The sequence below is a fragment of the Rhizobium rhododendri genome (assembly GCF_007000325.2).
GTDB classification, from domain to species: domain Bacteria; phylum Pseudomonadota; class Alphaproteobacteria; order Rhizobiales; family Rhizobiaceae; genus Rhizobium; species Rhizobium rhododendri.
In genome coordinates, this window is sequence record NZ_CP117268.1 from 1,476,045 (window position 1) to 1,491,908 (window position 15,864).

Sequence of the window (15,864 nt, forward strand, 5' to 3'; positions counted from 1 at the left end):
CGGATACCCCATGGATCTTTGCAACCGGACACTGAGCGCCAGCGGCTTTCACACGCCGGAACGCGGCACCATCGATATCCTGCAGGACGTCTTGATCGACATCGACGGTGACGGCCGGATCGAAGCCATAGTCCGGCCAGGCGAACCCAGTTATGACGAAATTCGCCGGGTCCGCGAGACCGACGGGCGGCTCGTCACCCTTTCCCGCACCGCCTACCTCCTGCCGGGCTTCGTCGACCTGCACGTACATGCGCCGCAATACCCGCAACTGGGAAGCGCGCTCGACGTGCCGCTCGAGGTCTGGTTGCAGACCTATACCTTCCCGCTCGAGGCCCGCTACCAGAACCTGGCCTTTGCAAGGCGTAGCTACGGACTGCTGGTCGACGACCTGCTGGCGAACGGCACGACCACCGCCCTCTATTTCGCGACAGTCCACCAGGAGGCGACGCGCCTGCTGGTGGATCTCTGCCTCGAGAAAGGCCAGCGGGCATTGATCGGCAAAGTCGCAATGGACAATGCCGACGAGTGCCCGGACTATTATCGCGACGCATCGACCGAGGCGGCTTTGGAGGGCACGCGGGCGCTGGTGGACCATATCCGCAGCCATCCGGACAATGGCGCCGATCGCGTTCTGCCGGTGGTGACGCCACGCTTCATTCCGTCCTGCACGGATGCGACGCTCGAGGGGCTCGGTGCCATCGCCAGTGAATGCGGTTGCCATGTCCAGACCCATTGTTCGGAGAGCGACTGGGCGCATGGCTACGTGCTCGACCGCTACGGGTCTACCGACACCGACATGCTCGACCGGTTCGGACTGCTCGGGCGCAAGACGGTTCTCGCCCATGCCAATTTCCTGACGGCCGACGACATCGAAACAATCCGCGTCCGCAAGGCCGCCATCGCCCATTGCCCTCTGTCCAACGCCTATTTCGCCAACGCCGTCTTCCCACTCCTGGCAGCGCTCGAAAAAGGCGTTCATGTTGGCTTGGGCACCGATATTTCCGGCGGTCCGAGCGCGTCGATGCTTGAAAATTGCCGAGGCGCCGTCCTTGCCTCGCGCATGTTGCAGAGCGGTGTGGATCCGACACTGGCTGCGGGTGTCCGATCGACCTTCGGTCCCGCACAGATCGATTTTCGCGATGCATTCTACATCGCGACCACAGGGGGTGGGGTGGCCCTCGACCTGCCCATCGGCCAGTTCACGCCCGGCTACAAATTCGACGCCGTCGTCATCGATGTCGAGGCCGAAGGCGGGACGGTGCGCCTTTGGGACGAGTTCGACCACGGTGAGCAGATCCTCCAGAAGATCATCTACACGGCCTCACGGGCAAACGTCTCGGCCGTGTGGGTCGACGGGTTGGACAGGCTGACCGCTGGGTGATCAGCCAGCGGCTCGCCCTACGGGCGCTGCGCGCCGTTTGTCGTGAGATAGACGGCGTAGACAGAGGTCGTCGCTGTTATGAAGAGGCGGTTGCGGCGTGGTCCGCCGAAGGTGAGGTTGGCAACGGTTTGCGGCACCTTGATCTTGCCGAACAAGACACCCTCTGGCGAGAAGCAATGCACACCGTCCGCAGCACTCGACCAAAGGTTGCCCTGGTTATCGAACCGGATGCCATCCGGTATGCCTGCATCGATGTGGCAGAACACCTTCGGGTTCGCAAGGCTGCGGCCGTCGACGACGTCGAAGACCCGGATGTGGCGTGGCGCTGACGGCTCGTGGCTGGCCCCGCTATCGGCAATGTAGAGCTTTGTCTCATCCGGCGAAAAGGCGAGCCCATTTGGCTGCAGGAAGTCGCTGACCACAGCGGTGAGATCGCCGGTTTCGGGATCCAGCCGAAAGACGTTGCGCTGGCCCTGCTCTGGATCGGACTTGTAGCCCTCGTAGTCCGACAGGATCCCGTAGGTCGGGTCGGTGAACCAGATCGTCCCGTCCGAGCGGACGATCACATCGTTGGGGGAGTTCAGGCGTCTGCCTTCGAAGCTGTGGGCAAGAACAGTGATGCTGCCATCCACCTCCGTGCGAGTGACGCGGCGTGTGCCGTGCTCGCAGGAGATCAGCCGGCCCTCTCGGTCGCGCGTATTTCCGTTGCTGAAGTTCGAAGCGTGACGGAAAACCGAGACGCCGCCATCCGGCACCCAGCGCATCATCTTCTGGTTCGGAATATCGCTCCACAGAAGATGTTGCGCATCGTCGAACCAGACCGGGCCTTCCGCCCAGCGGCAACCACTGTAGAGCTCTTCCAGCCGGGCACTGCCGACAAACAGCGCCGTAAAGCGTGGGTCGTGAACTTCGAATGGGGATGCGTCGGTCATGAGGATATTCCGCGTTCAGTGATTTCGAAGACTGCGTCCACCGGCGACGACGATGACGCCGATGATGATGAGACCGGTCATGACGAGGCGGATGCCCGCGCCAAAGCCGTAGGTGTTGAGCATGGAGACGACGAGGAACATGAACAGCGACGCGCCCCATATGCCGGCGACATTGCTGTCCCCACCGGCAACCGCCGTGCCGCCGATGACGACGACGGCAATCGACATCAAAAGATATTCCTGGCCCATGTTGAGCGCGGCACCGCCGGAGAAGCTCGCCAGCAGATAGCCGCAGACGGCGGCGAGCACGGCACAGAGCACGTAGGTTGTCAGCCGGACGCCATCGACCGGTATGCCGGCCATGCGCGCAGCATTGATGCTCTGGCCGATTGCGGCGGCCCAGCGCCCATAGACGGTTCTTTGCAGCAGCACATAAGCGAGGAGCGATAGAACGAGCGCCAGGAGCGCGACGTTCGGCAGGCCCAGCGTCGTTCCTGTCGAAAAGCTTGCCAGCGCCTCCGGCGGTTTGATCCGCAGGCCGCGGTTCGTCCAGATGGCGGTCGACTGCACGATGAAGCTCATTGACAGGGTGGCGATGATTGGCGGGATCCTTAGGAGCTTGATCAGCGCGTAATTGCCGAGCCCCACTGCTAGGCCGACGGCGACAGCCACCAGCAGGCCCATGGCGATCAGCGCGTTTTCGCCCGCCATGAATTTCAGCGCGACTGTGCCCGACAGCGTCATCGTTGCGGGCACGCACAGATCGATATTGCCCGGGCCGAGGGTGATGACGAACATCTGACCGACGCCGACCACGATCGAGAACGCGGCGAAGGTCAGCGCTGCCTGGCTGAGACCCAATGTGCTGGCGCCGCCGGTAAACAGGATGGTGACGAACCAGACGACGAAGGCAGCGACGAAGGACCAGATCCATGGCTTGCGCATGAGCGAGGTGAGGATTGTCATGCGCGCTTCTCCCTTTTTTCCATGCGGTTGAGCAGCAGTCGCAGCCCGAGCACGACGATAAGGATCGCCCCCTGCGCGCCGATCTGCCAATCCGACGAAATGCGCAGGAACGACAGGAACGAGCCCGCAAGTGTCAAGGTCAGCGCGCCGATGACTGCACCGATGGGCGAAACGCGGCCGCCGACGAACTCGCCGCCGCCGAGAATGACACCGGCAATCGACAACAGCGTGTAGCGCAACGCAATGTTGGCATCGGCCGACGTCGTCAGGCCGACAAGGGCAATTCCGGCCAGAATGGCGAAAAAGGCGGCCAGCGCATAGGTCGCTGCCCTTGCCGCTAGGATCGACCAGCCGGCGCGCTCGACAGAACGTGCGTTGCCGCCGACGCCGCGCAGGATGACGCCGAACGAGGAGCGCATAATGAGGAAATGCGAGAACAGCGCGATGATGACGCTGGCGACGATGGCCATCGGCACCAGCGGCGGCTTTGACGTCATAACCGCCCTCGCCCAGTCCGGCGCATGCCCTCCCGGTGCCGGCAGCAGCAGGATGGCCAGTCCGCTCCAGACGAAGCTCATGCCGAGCGTGACGACGATGGATGGCAGGTCGCGGATGTGGATGAGCACGCCGAGACCGGCATAGACAGCGACGGCGGCCAGCAGAATGGCGATGCCCAGTGCCGGATCGGATTGCAGGAAGGTCGCCGTGACGCAGGCGATGAAGCTGACGAACGAGCCCATGGAGAGATCGAGATCGTTGACGGTCATGACCAGCATCTGGGCGATTGTCGCGAGTGCAATCGGAACCGCCAGATTGAACAGCAGGTTCAGGCCGATGTAGCTCATCGCACGTGGCTGCAGATAGAAGACTGAAATGAGCAGGATTGTCAGCGACAGGGCGGGAATGACGAGGCGGATGGTATCCGAAGACAGGCGAAGCTTCATGCCGCCACTCCCGTGAAGGACGCTGACAGAATGTTTTCCTCGGTCACTTCGGGGCCGACGAGTTCGCGGACGATGACGCCTTCGTTAAAAACGAAAACGCGGTCGCAAAGACTGACCTCTTCCATCTCCGTCGAATACCACACGAAGGTCCGTCCCTTGGCCGCTTCAGCCCTGATGATGGCGTAGACTTCCTGCTTGGTGCCGACATCGACACCGCGCATCGGATCGTCCATGAGCACGACGGGCGCAGTCGTTGCCAGCGCGCGGGCGAAAAGCACCTTCTGCTGGTTGCCGCCTGAGAGCGACAGAATGCGATTGTCCATGTCCTTGGTGCGGATCTCGATCCTTTCCTTCCACGACATGCCGAGCGTCTCTTCCTTAGCGTCTCGCAGCATTCCGCCCGGAGACAGGTCGTTGAGATTGGCAATGGTGAGGTTCTTCAGAATGCTCCATAGCGGAAAGACACCGTTGAGAGCGCGGTCGCCGGCAACGAAGGTCACCTCGGCATCGCGCCGCCGCATCCAGTTGCCGGTGCGCGCCAGATAAAGCTCGAGGAGGATATCCGTCTGTCCATGGCCCCCGAGCCCTGCCAGTCCGACGAGTTCGCCCGGGAACGCGCTGAACGGCAATCCCTTGCCTTTGCGTGGGGGAGCTGACAGCAGAGGCGGGGCTTGGTGTGCCCGGGCGCGCGCCGGCGCGGCGTCGCGTGCCTTGACGACACTGCCCATGACGGCCACCAGGCTGTGATGATCGAATGCAGCGGACGGTTTCTCGGCGACGACCTTGCCGTCCTTCATGACGATGACCCGGTCGGTTGCCGACAGGATTTCACCGAGGATATGGGAGATCAGGATGATCGACCCGCCGTTTTTCACGAAGACACGCACATAGGCGAGCAATTGCGCCGCAAGGCTTGCGTCCAGTGACGAGGTGGGCTCATCGAGGATCACCAGCTTGACCGGAGTGGAGATAGTGGAGAATGCCGTGGCGATCTCGACCATCTGCCGTTCGGCAATCGAGAGGTCGCCGATGGTGGCTTCCGGCTTGATGCCATGGCCTGGGAAAATCGCATCCAGAGACTGGCCGATGATGGCGGCGGCACGCCTGCGCCAACCCCAGCCGGTCAAGCCGCGATGCATGACGCGGGTGTTCTCGATGACGGTCAGGTTGGGACAAAGCGACAATTCCTGGAAAACGCATCGCACGCCGTGGCTTCGCGCGGCAGCGATACCGTAGCGCTCGATCTTCTCGCCACCGCAACTGACGCTACCGGAATGCAGTGTCAGCCCGCCGTTGATGATGTTGACGATTGTCGATTTCCCCGCGCCGTTGTGACCGACGAGGCCGACGCATTCGCCGGCGGCAATACGGATGGTTACGCCGTCCAGCGCCTTGACTGCGCCGAAATGCACCTTGGCGTCGCTCACCTCAACGACGGCCGGGCCGTGCGTTTTCACGTCCATGACTGGATCTCCCTCTGAAGGACCGACCGCCCGAGGCCAATCGGGCGGCGCAAGGCGGTGGGAGGATGGGTTTTACTTGCTGTCAGCGATGACTTTCTGCGTATCGGCCAGCGAGTACTCGACATTGGCGACACCCCCCGAGGGGGTGGTCGCAAGGTTGGCCTCGAGATTGTCCTGGTTGATTGTCAGGAACGGCACCACCAGGTCCTTCTTCACGGTCTTTCCGTCGAGGATCTGTTGCGCGACCCAGAAGGCCAGCGTCGAAACGCCGGGAGCGATGGACACCGACATGGTTTCGTACTTGGTGGCGTCCTTCTGCTTCTTCCACCAGAGGAGTTCATCCTGGCGATTGCCCATGACGATGGTCGGGATGGGACGTTTTGCCGCCTCGAAGGCCTGGGCCGCGCCATAACCGTCGCCACCCTGGGTCACGACGGCTGCCACTTCCGGCAGGCTCGGCAGGATGCCGGCAACGGCCTTCTGCGCAACATCCTGCGCCCAGTCACCGTGAACGGAGCCGACGATCTTGAACTGCGGAAATTTGGCGACGCCCGCATGGATACCGGCGGAGATTTCATCGTCGACGGAGACGCCGGCGAGGCCGCGGATCTCAAGCAGGTTACCACCGGCGGGGATCTTCTTGGCGAGGTAGTCGACCTGGCTTTCGCCCATGCCCTTGAAGTCGACGGCGATGCGCCAGGCACAGGGTTCGGTCACGATGCCGTCGAACGAGACGACGACGATGCCGGCATCGCAGGCCTCTTTGATGGCGCCATTCAGCGCCGTCGGCGACGCCGCATCGATGACGATGGCGTTGTAACCCTGAAGGATCATGTTCTGGATCTGGGCTGCCTGCTCGGTCGCCTGGTTTTCAGACGTGGTGAATGGGTCTGCGGCAGCGACGACGCCGGACTTGACGGCTTCGCCGGTGACCTTTTCCCAGCTGGTCAGCATGGCCTGGCGCCACGAGTTTCCGGCGTAGTTGTTGGACAGCGCAATCTTCTTGGCGGACGTGTCGGCCATGGCAGCTGCGGGCAGCGCCACGCAGGCAAGCGTCACCGACGTCAGAAGCAGATTTCTGAAATTCATTGTCTCTCTCCCTGTTGACCCGAAATCCCCTCCCGGGCGGATAGTTTGTGTCAAACGTCGAGTTCCTCCTCTCGACCCCATCAGGATGTTATAGATTGGCGGGGTTGTATAGTAACAATGCGGCATTGCATTTGCGGCAATTCCTGTAATTGCTGCGGGATCCTGCAGGACGGGGTGCCACCACCTGGCGCTTACTGGGCAGAACGGACTGAGCCGCGACCTGGGAGGGAACGGCTGGAGGAGGAACCATGCTCAAGTTGGCGCCCTCGGCGCTTCTCGACCATTATCTCGGAATTTCCCGCGTGCTGGCGGGACAGCTGGAGTTCCGCTCTGCCATTCGCGCGGTGGCAGCGGAGATCTCCCATATCATTCCCCACGATCATCTGGACGTCTGCATCATCATGCATGGCGGCAAGTATCACACCGCCTACGAGACCGGCATTGAAACCGCATGGGGCAACAACCCGCCGGCGCTGGTGTCGGGAAGCCCCATCCGCAGCCTTCTCTGGGGCGAGGTCGGCTACCTCCTGACCGACGATGCCTGCGTCGATCCGCGCTTCAACTTCGACGGTGCCTTCGTGCGCCCAATCTTCGACCAAGCCCTGCGCAGCCGCCTGCATGTTCCGCTCAAGGTCGAAGGTGACGTGATCGGCGCGCTCAGCTGCTCGGCGCACGCCGTTGCACTTTATGGCCTCGACGACGTGGCCAATGCGCGGTCGATCGCAGACCTGCTGTCGCCCTATTTCTTCGCCTTGCGCGCCGCCGAGCAGGCCCAGCAATGGGCGATCGTCGAGGCGGAAGCGCGAGCCCGCGAAGAGGGCCTGCGGCTCGGCGCGCTCAAGTTGACCGAGGCGCTGGAACTGGAGCGCCAGCGGATCGGCATGGATCTTCACGACCAGACATTGGCGGACCTGACCCGACTGTCGCGGCGCCTGGAGAGGTTGACCCACGAGCAGAAGATCTCCGGCGAGGCGCTGGAGCCGCTGGCCCGCAGTCTGCAGCATTGCATGCAGGACCTTCGCCAGATCATCGAGGAGGCCAAGCCCTCCGTGCTGCAGCTGTTCGGTTTTGCGCAGGCAGTCGAAAACGAGCTGGATCGTTCGATCCGGGATAGCGGGTTGTCAATAGCCCAAAAGCTCGTCGACAACACCGGCGGGGTAATCGACAGACTGGAGCCGACGGTTAGCATAGCGCTGTTCAGGATCGTGCAGGAAGCCATCAACAATGCTGTGCGTCACGCGCAGGCCGACCACATCACCGTAACGCTGACGGGCCGGGCGGACGGCATTTCCATCGAGGTACGCGATGACGGCATCGGTATCGACAGGCCGGGCCGCCGCCGTGGCGCCGGCATCGACAATATGCAGACGCGCGCGCAGCTGATTTCCGCTGGATTTTCCGTCGGCGACGGGCGCCAAGCCCGCGGCTCCGTCGTGTCCATCCACCTGCCCATCGCAGAACAGCCGTCCCCTCGTGACGGCAAATCGAGGCTGCACGCATGAAAGTTCTGATTGTCGAGGACGATCCCCTGCATCGCTCCTATCTCCACGAGGCAATCGGCGCCTCCCTGCCGGAATGCGAAACAATCCTGGAGGCGCAGAACGGCAAGGAGGGCGAGAAGCTGGCGCGGGAAAACAAATCCGCCCATGTCGTCATGGATTTGCAAATGAACAACCGCAACGGCATCGAAGCCGCGCGAACGATCTGGAACGAGCGACCGGACACGCGCATCCTCTTTTGGTCGAACTATTCCGACGAGGCCTATGTGCGCGGCGTATCGCGTATCGTGCCGGATGGAGCCGCCTATGGCTACGTTCTCAAGTCGGCCTCCGACGAACGTCTGAGGCTGGCGTTGCGCAGCATCTTCATCGAGGCGCAATGCGTCATCGACCGCGAGGTTCGCGGCATGCAGCAGAAGAGCCTCGGCCAAGCAAAGGGGTTCAGCGATACGGAATACGAGATCCTGGTGGACATAGCTTTGGGGCTGACCGACCGCACGATCGCCCGCCGGCGAAACCTATCGCTGCGCAGCGTCCAGAACAGGCTGCAGCAACTCTACGAAAAGCTTGAGGTTTACCAAAATTCCGCCGAGGATCATGAGGACGGTCGCTTCAATCTGAGGGCCAGGGCGGTGACCGTCGCAATGTTGCGCAAATTGTTGAACTACAGTGCCCTGGAGCGCGCAGAGACGGAACTCTCCGAATGGCTTGCCTCCCTGTGAGCCGCGCCGGAGTGAACATCTGAGCGACTGGCAATTCCCGATGGCCTCGCGCCGTAAAAGTCTGAAGACAAGGAGTTATAAAATGGCAAAGGAAATTTTCTGCAGCTTCGGCATCGATGTCGATGCGGTCGCCGGCTGGCTCGGCTCCTACGGGGGCGAGGATTCGCCGGACGATATTTCGCGCGGGCTTTTCGCCGGTGAAGTTGGCAGCCCACGGCTTGTGAAGCTGTTCGACCGGTTCGGCATCAAGACGACCTGGTTCATTCCCGGCCATTCCATCGAAACCTTTCCAGAGCAGATGAAGGCCGTCGCGGATGCCGGCCACGAGATCGGCATCCACGGCTACACCCATGAAAATCCGATCGCCATGACGCGCGAGCAGGAGGTCGAGGTGCTCGACCACTGCATCGATCTCGTTACCAAGCTCTCCGGCAAGCGACCGACCGGCTATGTCGCACCATGGTGGGAATTCTCCAACGTCACCAACGAATTGCTGCTGGAGCGCGGTATCAAGTATGACCACTCCCTGATGCACAACGACTTTACACCCTATCGCGTCCGCGTCGGCGACAGCTGGACGAAGATCGATTACTCGAAGAAGCCGTCGGAGTGGATGGTACCATTGAAGCGCGGCCAGGAAACCGACCTCATCGAGATCCCCGCCTCCTGGTATCTCGACGACCTGCCGCCGATGATGTTCATCAAGAAGTCGCCCAACAGCCACGGCTTCGTCAACCCGCACGACATCGAGCAAATGTGGCGCGACCAGTTCGACTGGGTCTACCGCGAGATGGACTATGCGGTCTTTCCGATCACCATTCACCCCGATGTCGCCGGGCGCCCTCAGGTGCTGATGATGCTGGAGCGCCTGTTTGCCCATATGAGCAAGCACCCCGGCGTCAAATTCGTCACCATGAACGAGATCGCCGACGATTTCGCGGCCCGCTTTCCGCGCAAATCCTAGAAGGCGGACAGATCGATGTGCTCGCTTTGCGGCATTCTCGGGGGCAACGAGCATTGGGCCGATGCCATTGCCCGTCCCGGCGTCTACACGCGCAACACCGAGCGCATCGATCGGCGGCGGGAAAGGGCGGCGCGCGTGCGCATCGCCAACCGCGTGCTGGCGGCCTTCGGCCTTTCCCTCTCGGACTGGCAGGGCACATCGTTTCTGCTGTCCACCCGGACCGGCAAAACCGAGATCATCGAGGATCTCGGCCATTTGTGGCCGGCAGCCGAGACGCTGGCGGGCAGGCCGCTCGATCCGCTGGCGCTACCGTTGCTCGACAGGCTGGAGGCGGAGGCGAATGGCTGATGATTACCCCGCCTTCACGCCGGTCAATCTCCTGACCGGCTTTCTGGGCTCGGGCAAGACCACACTGCTTCGCCGTATGCTGGGGGATCCGGCCATGGCCAACACCGCCGTTTTGATCAACGAATTCGGCGAAATCGGCCTTGATCATCACCTGCTCGAGCGGATCGACGAGACCATGGTGCTGCTGCAATCGGGCTGTCTCTGCTGCACCGTGCGCGGCGAACTGGCCGAGGCACTGCGCGACCTCCACGCCAAGCGAGACGAGGGCCTCGTGCCCGCCTTCGACCGCGTCGTCATCGAAAGCACCGGCCTTGCCGATCCCTTTCCCGTATTGTCGACTCTGAAGGCCGACCCGGTTCTGCGCCATCACTTCAAGGCAGCGACCACCATCGCAACGGTCGATGCCGTTAACGCGATTGTGCAGCGCAGCCGTGCGGAATTCGCGCGCCAAGTGTCGGTTGCCGACCGTATCGTGCTCACCAAGACCGACCTTTCATCACTGTCACAGGAAGACAGTGCGGTTGCGGCCATCCGCGCGCTCAATCCGGATGCGACGATCCTGCGCGGCGCTGGTGACGATCTCGATCTACGACGTCTGCTGGTCGATGATGCCAGCGGAGAGATGAGCCTGTTCCGCTGCGACGAGCCGCTGGTCGGCGATGGTTCGATCCACACGGGAAAGATCCAATCCTTCGTTCTTAAGGCAGAGACCGCAGTCGATTGGACCGCCTTCGGCATATGGCTGACGATGCTGCTCAATCGCCATGGGGACAGGATCCTCCGGGTAAAAGGAATCCTCAATGTCGCCGGCGAGCCCCGGCCCGTCGCCATCCACGGCGTCCAGTATCTCGTGCATCCGCCAACACATATGCAGGCCTGGCCCTCGCAGGACCGTCATTCGGCCGTTGTCTTCATCGTCGACGGCATCGACCCTTCTCTGATCGTTCGATCCTTCCAAGCTTTCAATGCACTCGGCTGACGCCTGATCGTCTCGCCTGCCCATATAATCGTCATCTGCCACCGAAACTGTGTGCAGTTTTGAGTGCTGATCCAAATAACCCTGAGATTTCAACTCCAGAGAACTGGCACGGAGTTTGCTTGTCTTATTTCAGAGTTGGTGGCTAGGGTTCCGGCGCTTTCATGGCGTGCTGGTCCGAGAGCTACCACCGGTCGGGAGAGAAATCCCGCCGGGTGCACGGCGGGAGAAAAGCCCGGGAGACCTCGTTAGCCAAGGGATTGGCTGCGTGAGTCTGTGCCAATCCCTTTTTGAGTTACAGCAAAAGGGGAATTGTCATGCAGAGCATTTCGAAAGCATTTTCCGTCGCGGCCTTGGCTGCCTCTCTGGCCATCGGCCTTGCACAGGGTGCGGCTGCCGCTCCGAAAACAGAATTCAAGGTCGCCTGGTCGATCTATGTCGGCTGGATGCCGTGGGGCTATGCGGCAGATCACGGCATTGTCAAGAAATGGGCCGACAAATACCGCATCAAGATCGATGTCACGCAGTTCAACGACTATGTCGAATCGATGAACCAGTACACCGCAGGCGCCTTCGATGCGGTCACCCTCACCAATATGGACGGCCTGTCGATCCCGGCCGCCGGCGGCGTGGACACTACGGCTGTCATCGTCGGCGACTTCTCCAACGGCAATGACGCGGTTATCCTCAAAGGCAAGGACAAGCTCGCCGACATCAAGGGGCAGCCCGTCAATCTCGTCCAGTACTCGGTCTCCGAATATCTGCTGGCTCGCGCATTGCAGAGCCTCAACCTGACGGAAGCGGACATCAAGGTCGTCAACACCTCCGACGCCGATATGGTTGCCGCCTACAAGACAGCCGACGTCTCGGCAGTTGTCACCTGGAACCCACTGGTCTCGACCATTCTCGAAGACCCGACGGCCAAGAAGGTTTTCGACAGCTCGCAGATCCCGGGCGAGATCATGGATCTCATGGTCGCCAACTCCACCGTGCTGAAGGAAAACCCGAATTTCGGCAAGGCTCTTGCTGGCATCTGGTACGAAACGGCAGCCTTGATGACGGCCGAAAGCGACGAAGGAAAGGCAGCCCGTCTCGCGATGGGAACAGCGTCCGGCACCGATCTCAAGGGCTTCGAATCGCAACTTTCCGCCACCAAGCTCTTTTCCAAGCCTTCCGACGCGGTGACCTTTACGGCTTCGGCCACCCTGCCGAAGACCATGGATCTCGTCCGCAACTTCCTCTTCACCAAGGGCCTGCTGGGCAGCGGTGCGGCATCCGCCGATGTTATCGGCATTGAAATGCCGGACGGCAAGGTGCTCGGCGACAAGGGCAACGTCAAGCTCCGCTTCACCGAAACCTACATGAAGGCCGCGGCCGACGGCGCGCTCTGACCGCCATGCAGGAGCGGCGCGCCCGTGCCGCTCCCGTCCACTCGAAATGCGGAGCCAACGCCTTGCGATGGATCAACACCAAGCCCAGCCCGGGTGCCCGGCTGGCATTGACACTGCTGCCATTCGCCCTGCTTGCGGTCGCCTATACCGTAGGGTCGGTTGCGCGGCTCGCCGAGAATGCCAATGACAAGCTCTTGCCCGGCCTTACGCAATTTGCCGATGCGATAAACCGGATCGCCTTTCTGCCGGATACGCGCACCGGCGACTATCTCTTCTGGGGCGATACCGCCGCAAGCCTTGAGCGTCTTCTGGCCGGCCTGGGGATTGCGACGGCGATTGAGCTAGCAATCGGCATGGCGATCGGCATGCTGCCTTATCTCCGCGCATTGCTTTCGCCCTTCGTCGCCGTCATCTCCATGGTGCCGCCATTGGCGCTGCTTCCGATCCTGTTTATTGTGCTGGGGCTTGGCGAAACGTCGAAGATTGCCCTCATCGTGATCGGGATCGCGCCGACGATGATCCGTGACCTCGCCCTCCATGCGCTCGAGCTGCCCCGCGAGCAGATCGTCAAGGCGGAGACGCTTGGGGGCTCGTCCTGGCAGATCGCCCTGCGCGTCGTGCTGCCGCAGATCCTGCCACGCCTGATCATCAGCATCAGGCTGCAGCTCGGCCCGGCCTGGCTGTTCCTCATCGCTGCCGAGGCGATTTCGTCCGATGCCGGGCTCGGCTACCGGATATTTCTGGTGCGCCGTTATCTCTCGATGGACGTGATCTTTCCCTATGTCGTCTGGATCACGCTTTTGGCCGTCATCGCCAATGTCCTGCTCGATCAGATCCGCATCGCCGTCTTTCCCTGGTCCGCACTGGAGAAACAGGGATGAGCGCACTGGTCATCGAAAACGTCTGGAAAGAATACGGCGATCAGATCGTCCTGGAGAACGTCTCGCTGACGGTCGAGCCGCGCGCCTTCGTGGCCCTTGTCGGCCCGTCCGGCTGCGGCAAGAGCACGTTCCTGCGCATGCTGCTCGGACAGGAGCAGCCGACGCGCGGACGCATCTTGCTGGATGGAACGCCGCTGCCGTCTGAACCCGGACGCGATCGCGGCGTCGTCTTCCAGCGCTATTCGGTCTTCCCGCATCTAACCGTGCTCGGAAACGTGCTCCTCGGCAAGGAAATGACCGCCTCGCCGCTCACGGCAAAGCTCAGGGGCGCCTCGCGCCGGCGGGCGATAGAGGAGGCACGGGCGCTGATCGCGGAAGTCGGGCTTTCCACATCGGAAACCAAATATCCAGCCCAGCTGTCCGGCGGCATGCAGCAACGCCTCGCCCTTGCGCAGGCGCTGATCATGACACCGAAGGTGCTGCTTCTCGACGAGCCCTTCGGCGCGCTCGATCCCGGCATCCGCGCGGAAATCCACACGCTGATGAAGCGCCTCTGGCATGAGACGCAGATGACCGTCGTCATGGTGACCCACGACATGCGGGAGGCCTTCACGCTCGCCACGCGAGTCATTGCCTTCGAGCGGCCGCGCGATCGGCCGGAGGAGAAAATCCGCTACGGCGCGACGATCACCAACGACATCTCGATCTGGCCGCCGCGGCGCGCCGGATCATCGATAGCGTCCAGCCCTGACCGGGACGGCCCGGTTCCCTCTCTGGGCCCTCGCCAGGACGACCTGGCAATCCGTGAGACAGAGGAGAAATAGCCATGCACATCCATCGCACGACTGACGAGATAGCAGCAGACCGGGCGCGCTACGAAGAGCACCAGCGCCGCGGCCTCGACTTTGCGCCAAAGACCCTGCCGGCGCCAAGCCCGGTGCCGGCCCCGGAAATTCCCGCTAACACGATCATCCATCAGGAGGTCATTCCGGGCGGATGGTACTGGTCCACGTTGCTCAAGCGTGGTGAGGGGCTGAGGATCGACCAGAAGGAGGGCACGTCGACAGTCGCCCTCGTTGCCTGGAATGCTGCCGACACCAGCGAGCGCCTGAACCTTGTCGACACAGCCAAAATCCAGTGGACGACGGCGCTTAGCAAAGGCCGCGTGCTGTTTTCCGACATGGGCCGTGTGATGTTTTCGATCACCGAAGATAGCGCCGGTACCCATGATTGCCTGATGGGCGGCTCGAACGCCGCCTCGAATGCGATGAAATATTCGGGCGTCAAGACACGCAACACCAGAGACAACCTCGTTCTGCTGGCTGGCAAGCTCGGCCTCCAGCGCCGCGACATTCCCGGCATGCTGAACCTGTTCGCACCGGTCAGCCTCGACGAGGACGGGGGGGTCCATTGGCAGAAGAAGCTTCCAAACAGCGGCGACTATGCCGAGTTGCGGGCGGAAATGGACCTTCTCGTCGGCTTTTCCAACTGCCCCCATCCGCTCGACCCAAACCCCACCTATGCGCCCACACCCGTGACCATCACCCGGTTTCGCGCCCCCGCACCGACCGGTGAGGATCTGGCAAGAACGGCAACTGCCGAGGCCATCCGTGGCTTCGAGAACAACGCCATGATGCAGGCTTGAGGGAGCGCGACCATGACAGACTTTATCCAGACCTCCATCGCCCGCACGATCGACAACGCCGTCGCCGATCATCGCATCCCCGCCGAGGCACCCTGGTCGGGCATCGTGCGCAAGGGACAGACAATTCGCATCGAGGACAGCTACGGGCAGCAGGCCATCGACACCCTGTTCTATCGTGCCGATGATTTTTCTGAGCGCTATTCCAACCAGGATACGATGCGCACCCAGGGTGCCGCCTATGTCAGCGTCGGAACCCGGATCGTTTCCAGCGAAGGCAACGTGATGCTGACGATGACGGCTGACAGCTGTGGTCGTCACGATACGTCCGCCGGTGCGTGTTCCTGCGAAAGCAATACGGTCCGCTTCGGTCACGGCACCAAATACCTCCACGCCTGCCGCGACAACTTCATTCTGGAGGTGACGAAGCATGGCATGGACAAGCGCGACATCGTCCCGAACATCAACTTCTTCATGAACGTGCCGATATCGCCCGATGGCAAGATGACCATCGTCGACGGCATTTCGGCGCCAGGGGATTATGTCGAGCTAGTGGCCGAGATGGACGTCCTTTGCGTCATCTCAAACTGCCCTCAGGTCAACAATCCCTGCAACGGCTTCGACCCGACGCCCATCCGTGTCCTCGTCTGGGATCCCGAGGTCTGA

General features: G+C 61.9%; 16 protein-coding genes and 1 riboswitch. Of the genes, 11 read left to right on the plus strand and 5 right to left on the minus strand.

Translation table 11 applies throughout. The annotated features are described in order from the left end of the window. Nucleotides 1–10 precede the first annotated feature (10 nt). Nucleotides 11–1,381, plus strand: a complete 1,371-nt coding sequence (gene guaD / locus PR018_RS24620) for a guanine deaminase (protein WP_142831377.1) — start codon at nucleotides 11–13, stop codon at nucleotides 1,379–1,381. 17 nt (nucleotides 1,382–1,398) lie between these two features. Here the strand turns inward: guaD and PR018_RS24625 are convergent, their stop codons facing one another. The 5 genes from PR018_RS24625 to PR018_RS24645 all read right to left on the minus strand — a co-directional run bounded on the left by PR018_RS24625 (nucleotide 1,399) and on the right by PR018_RS24645 (nucleotide 6,775). Next, nucleotides 1,399–2,313 carry an SMP-30/gluconolactonase/LRE family protein gene (locus tag PR018_RS24625; RefSeq protein WP_142831376.1) on the minus strand — a complete coding sequence of 305 codons (915 nt, stop codon included), beginning with the start codon at nucleotides 2,311–2,313 and terminating at the stop codon, nucleotides 1,399–1,401. Between the two features lie 15 nt (nucleotides 2,314–2,328). Then, on the minus strand, nucleotides 2,329–3,279 hold the full coding sequence (locus tag PR018_RS24630; protein ID WP_142831375.1) for an ABC transporter permease: 951 nt from the start codon (nucleotides 3,277–3,279) through the stop codon (nucleotides 2,329–2,331). Further along, nucleotides 3,276–4,223 carry an ABC transporter permease gene (locus tag PR018_RS24635; protein ID WP_142831374.1) on the minus strand — a complete coding sequence of 316 codons (948 nt, stop codon included), beginning with the start codon at nucleotides 4,221–4,223 and terminating at the stop codon, nucleotides 3,276–3,278. The genes PR018_RS24630 and PR018_RS24635 overlap by 4 nt, the downstream gene beginning before the upstream one ends. Next, nucleotides 4,220–5,686, minus strand: coding sequence for an ATP-binding cassette domain-containing protein (locus PR018_RS24640; RefSeq protein WP_142831373.1), 1,467 nt, complete (start codon nucleotides 5,684–5,686; stop codon nucleotides 4,220–4,222). Before PR018_RS24640 ends, PR018_RS24635 begins: the two co-directional genes overlap by 4 nt. Nucleotides 5,687–5,758: 72 nt before the next feature. Beyond that, on the minus strand, nucleotides 5,759–6,775 hold the full coding sequence (locus PR018_RS24645; protein ID WP_142831372.1) for an ABC transporter substrate-binding protein: 1,017 nt from the start codon (nucleotides 6,773–6,775) through the stop codon (nucleotides 5,759–5,761). A gap of 248 nt (nucleotides 6,776–7,023) precedes the next feature. Between PR018_RS24645 and PR018_RS24650 the strand changes: the two genes are divergently transcribed. The 10 genes from PR018_RS24650 to PR018_RS24695 all read left to right on the plus strand — a co-directional run bounded on the left by PR018_RS24650 (nucleotide 7,024) and on the right by PR018_RS24695 (nucleotide 15,864). Further along, nucleotides 7,024–8,277: a sensor histidine kinase gene (locus PR018_RS24650; protein WP_142831371.1), complete on the plus strand. Its 1,254-nt coding sequence runs from the start codon at nucleotides 7,024–7,026 to the stop codon at nucleotides 8,275–8,277. Continuing rightward, entirely contained in the window at nucleotides 8,274–8,996 is a 723-nt protein-coding gene (locus PR018_RS24655) for a response regulator transcription factor (RefSeq protein ID WP_111221423.1), read from the plus strand. Before PR018_RS24650 ends, PR018_RS24655 begins: the two co-directional genes overlap by 4 nt. Before the next feature lie 82 nt (nucleotides 8,997–9,078). Beyond that, nucleotides 9,079–9,960: a polysaccharide deacetylase family protein gene (locus PR018_RS24660; RefSeq protein WP_142831370.1), complete on the plus strand. Its 882-nt coding sequence runs from the start codon at nucleotides 9,079–9,081 to the stop codon at nucleotides 9,958–9,960. Nucleotides 9,961–9,975: 15 nt separating this feature from the next. Next, the gene (locus tag PR018_RS24665) at nucleotides 9,976–10,308 is read left to right on the plus strand and encodes a hypothetical protein (RefSeq protein WP_142831369.1); all 333 of its coding nucleotides are present in this window, start codon (nucleotides 9,976–9,978) and stop codon (nucleotides 10,306–10,308) included. Next, a complete protein-coding gene (locus PR018_RS24670; protein WP_142831368.1) occupies nucleotides 10,301–11,287 on the plus strand; it encodes a CobW family GTP-binding protein in 987 nt (328 codons plus the stop codon). The genes PR018_RS24665 and PR018_RS24670 overlap by 8 nt, the downstream gene beginning before the upstream one ends. 131 nt (nucleotides 11,288–11,418) lie before the next feature. Continuing rightward, nucleotides 11,419–11,528, plus strand: a riboswitch (guanidine-I (ykkC/yxkD leader). 73 nt (nucleotides 11,529–11,601) lie between these two features. Continuing rightward, nucleotides 11,602–12,675 carry a putative urea ABC transporter substrate-binding protein gene (locus PR018_RS24675; protein WP_142831367.1) on the plus strand — a complete coding sequence of 358 codons (1,074 nt, stop codon included), beginning with the start codon at nucleotides 11,602–11,604 and terminating at the stop codon, nucleotides 12,673–12,675. 62 nt (nucleotides 12,676–12,737) lie between these two features. Then, nucleotides 12,738–13,556 (plus strand): ABC transporter permease, encoded by an 819-nt coding sequence (locus PR018_RS24680; RefSeq protein ID WP_142831366.1) that lies wholly within the window; start codon nucleotides 12,738–12,740, stop codon nucleotides 13,554–13,556. Beyond that, on the plus strand, nucleotides 13,553–14,380 hold the full coding sequence (locus PR018_RS24685; RefSeq protein ID WP_142831365.1) for an ABC transporter ATP-binding protein: 828 nt from the start codon (nucleotides 13,553–13,555) through the stop codon (nucleotides 14,378–14,380). The genes PR018_RS24680 and PR018_RS24685 overlap by 4 nt, the downstream gene beginning before the upstream one ends. Nucleotides 14,381–14,382: 2 nt before the next feature. Continuing rightward, nucleotides 14,383–15,201 carry an urea amidolyase associated protein UAAP1 gene (locus PR018_RS24690; protein ID WP_142831364.1) on the plus strand — a complete coding sequence of 273 codons (819 nt, stop codon included), beginning with the start codon at nucleotides 14,383–14,385 and terminating at the stop codon, nucleotides 15,199–15,201. Nucleotides 15,202–15,213: 12 nt separating this feature from the next. Next, nucleotides 15,214–15,864, plus strand: a complete 651-nt coding sequence (locus tag PR018_RS24695; RefSeq protein ID WP_142831363.1) for an urea amidolyase associated protein UAAP2 — start codon at nucleotides 15,214–15,216, stop codon at nucleotides 15,862–15,864.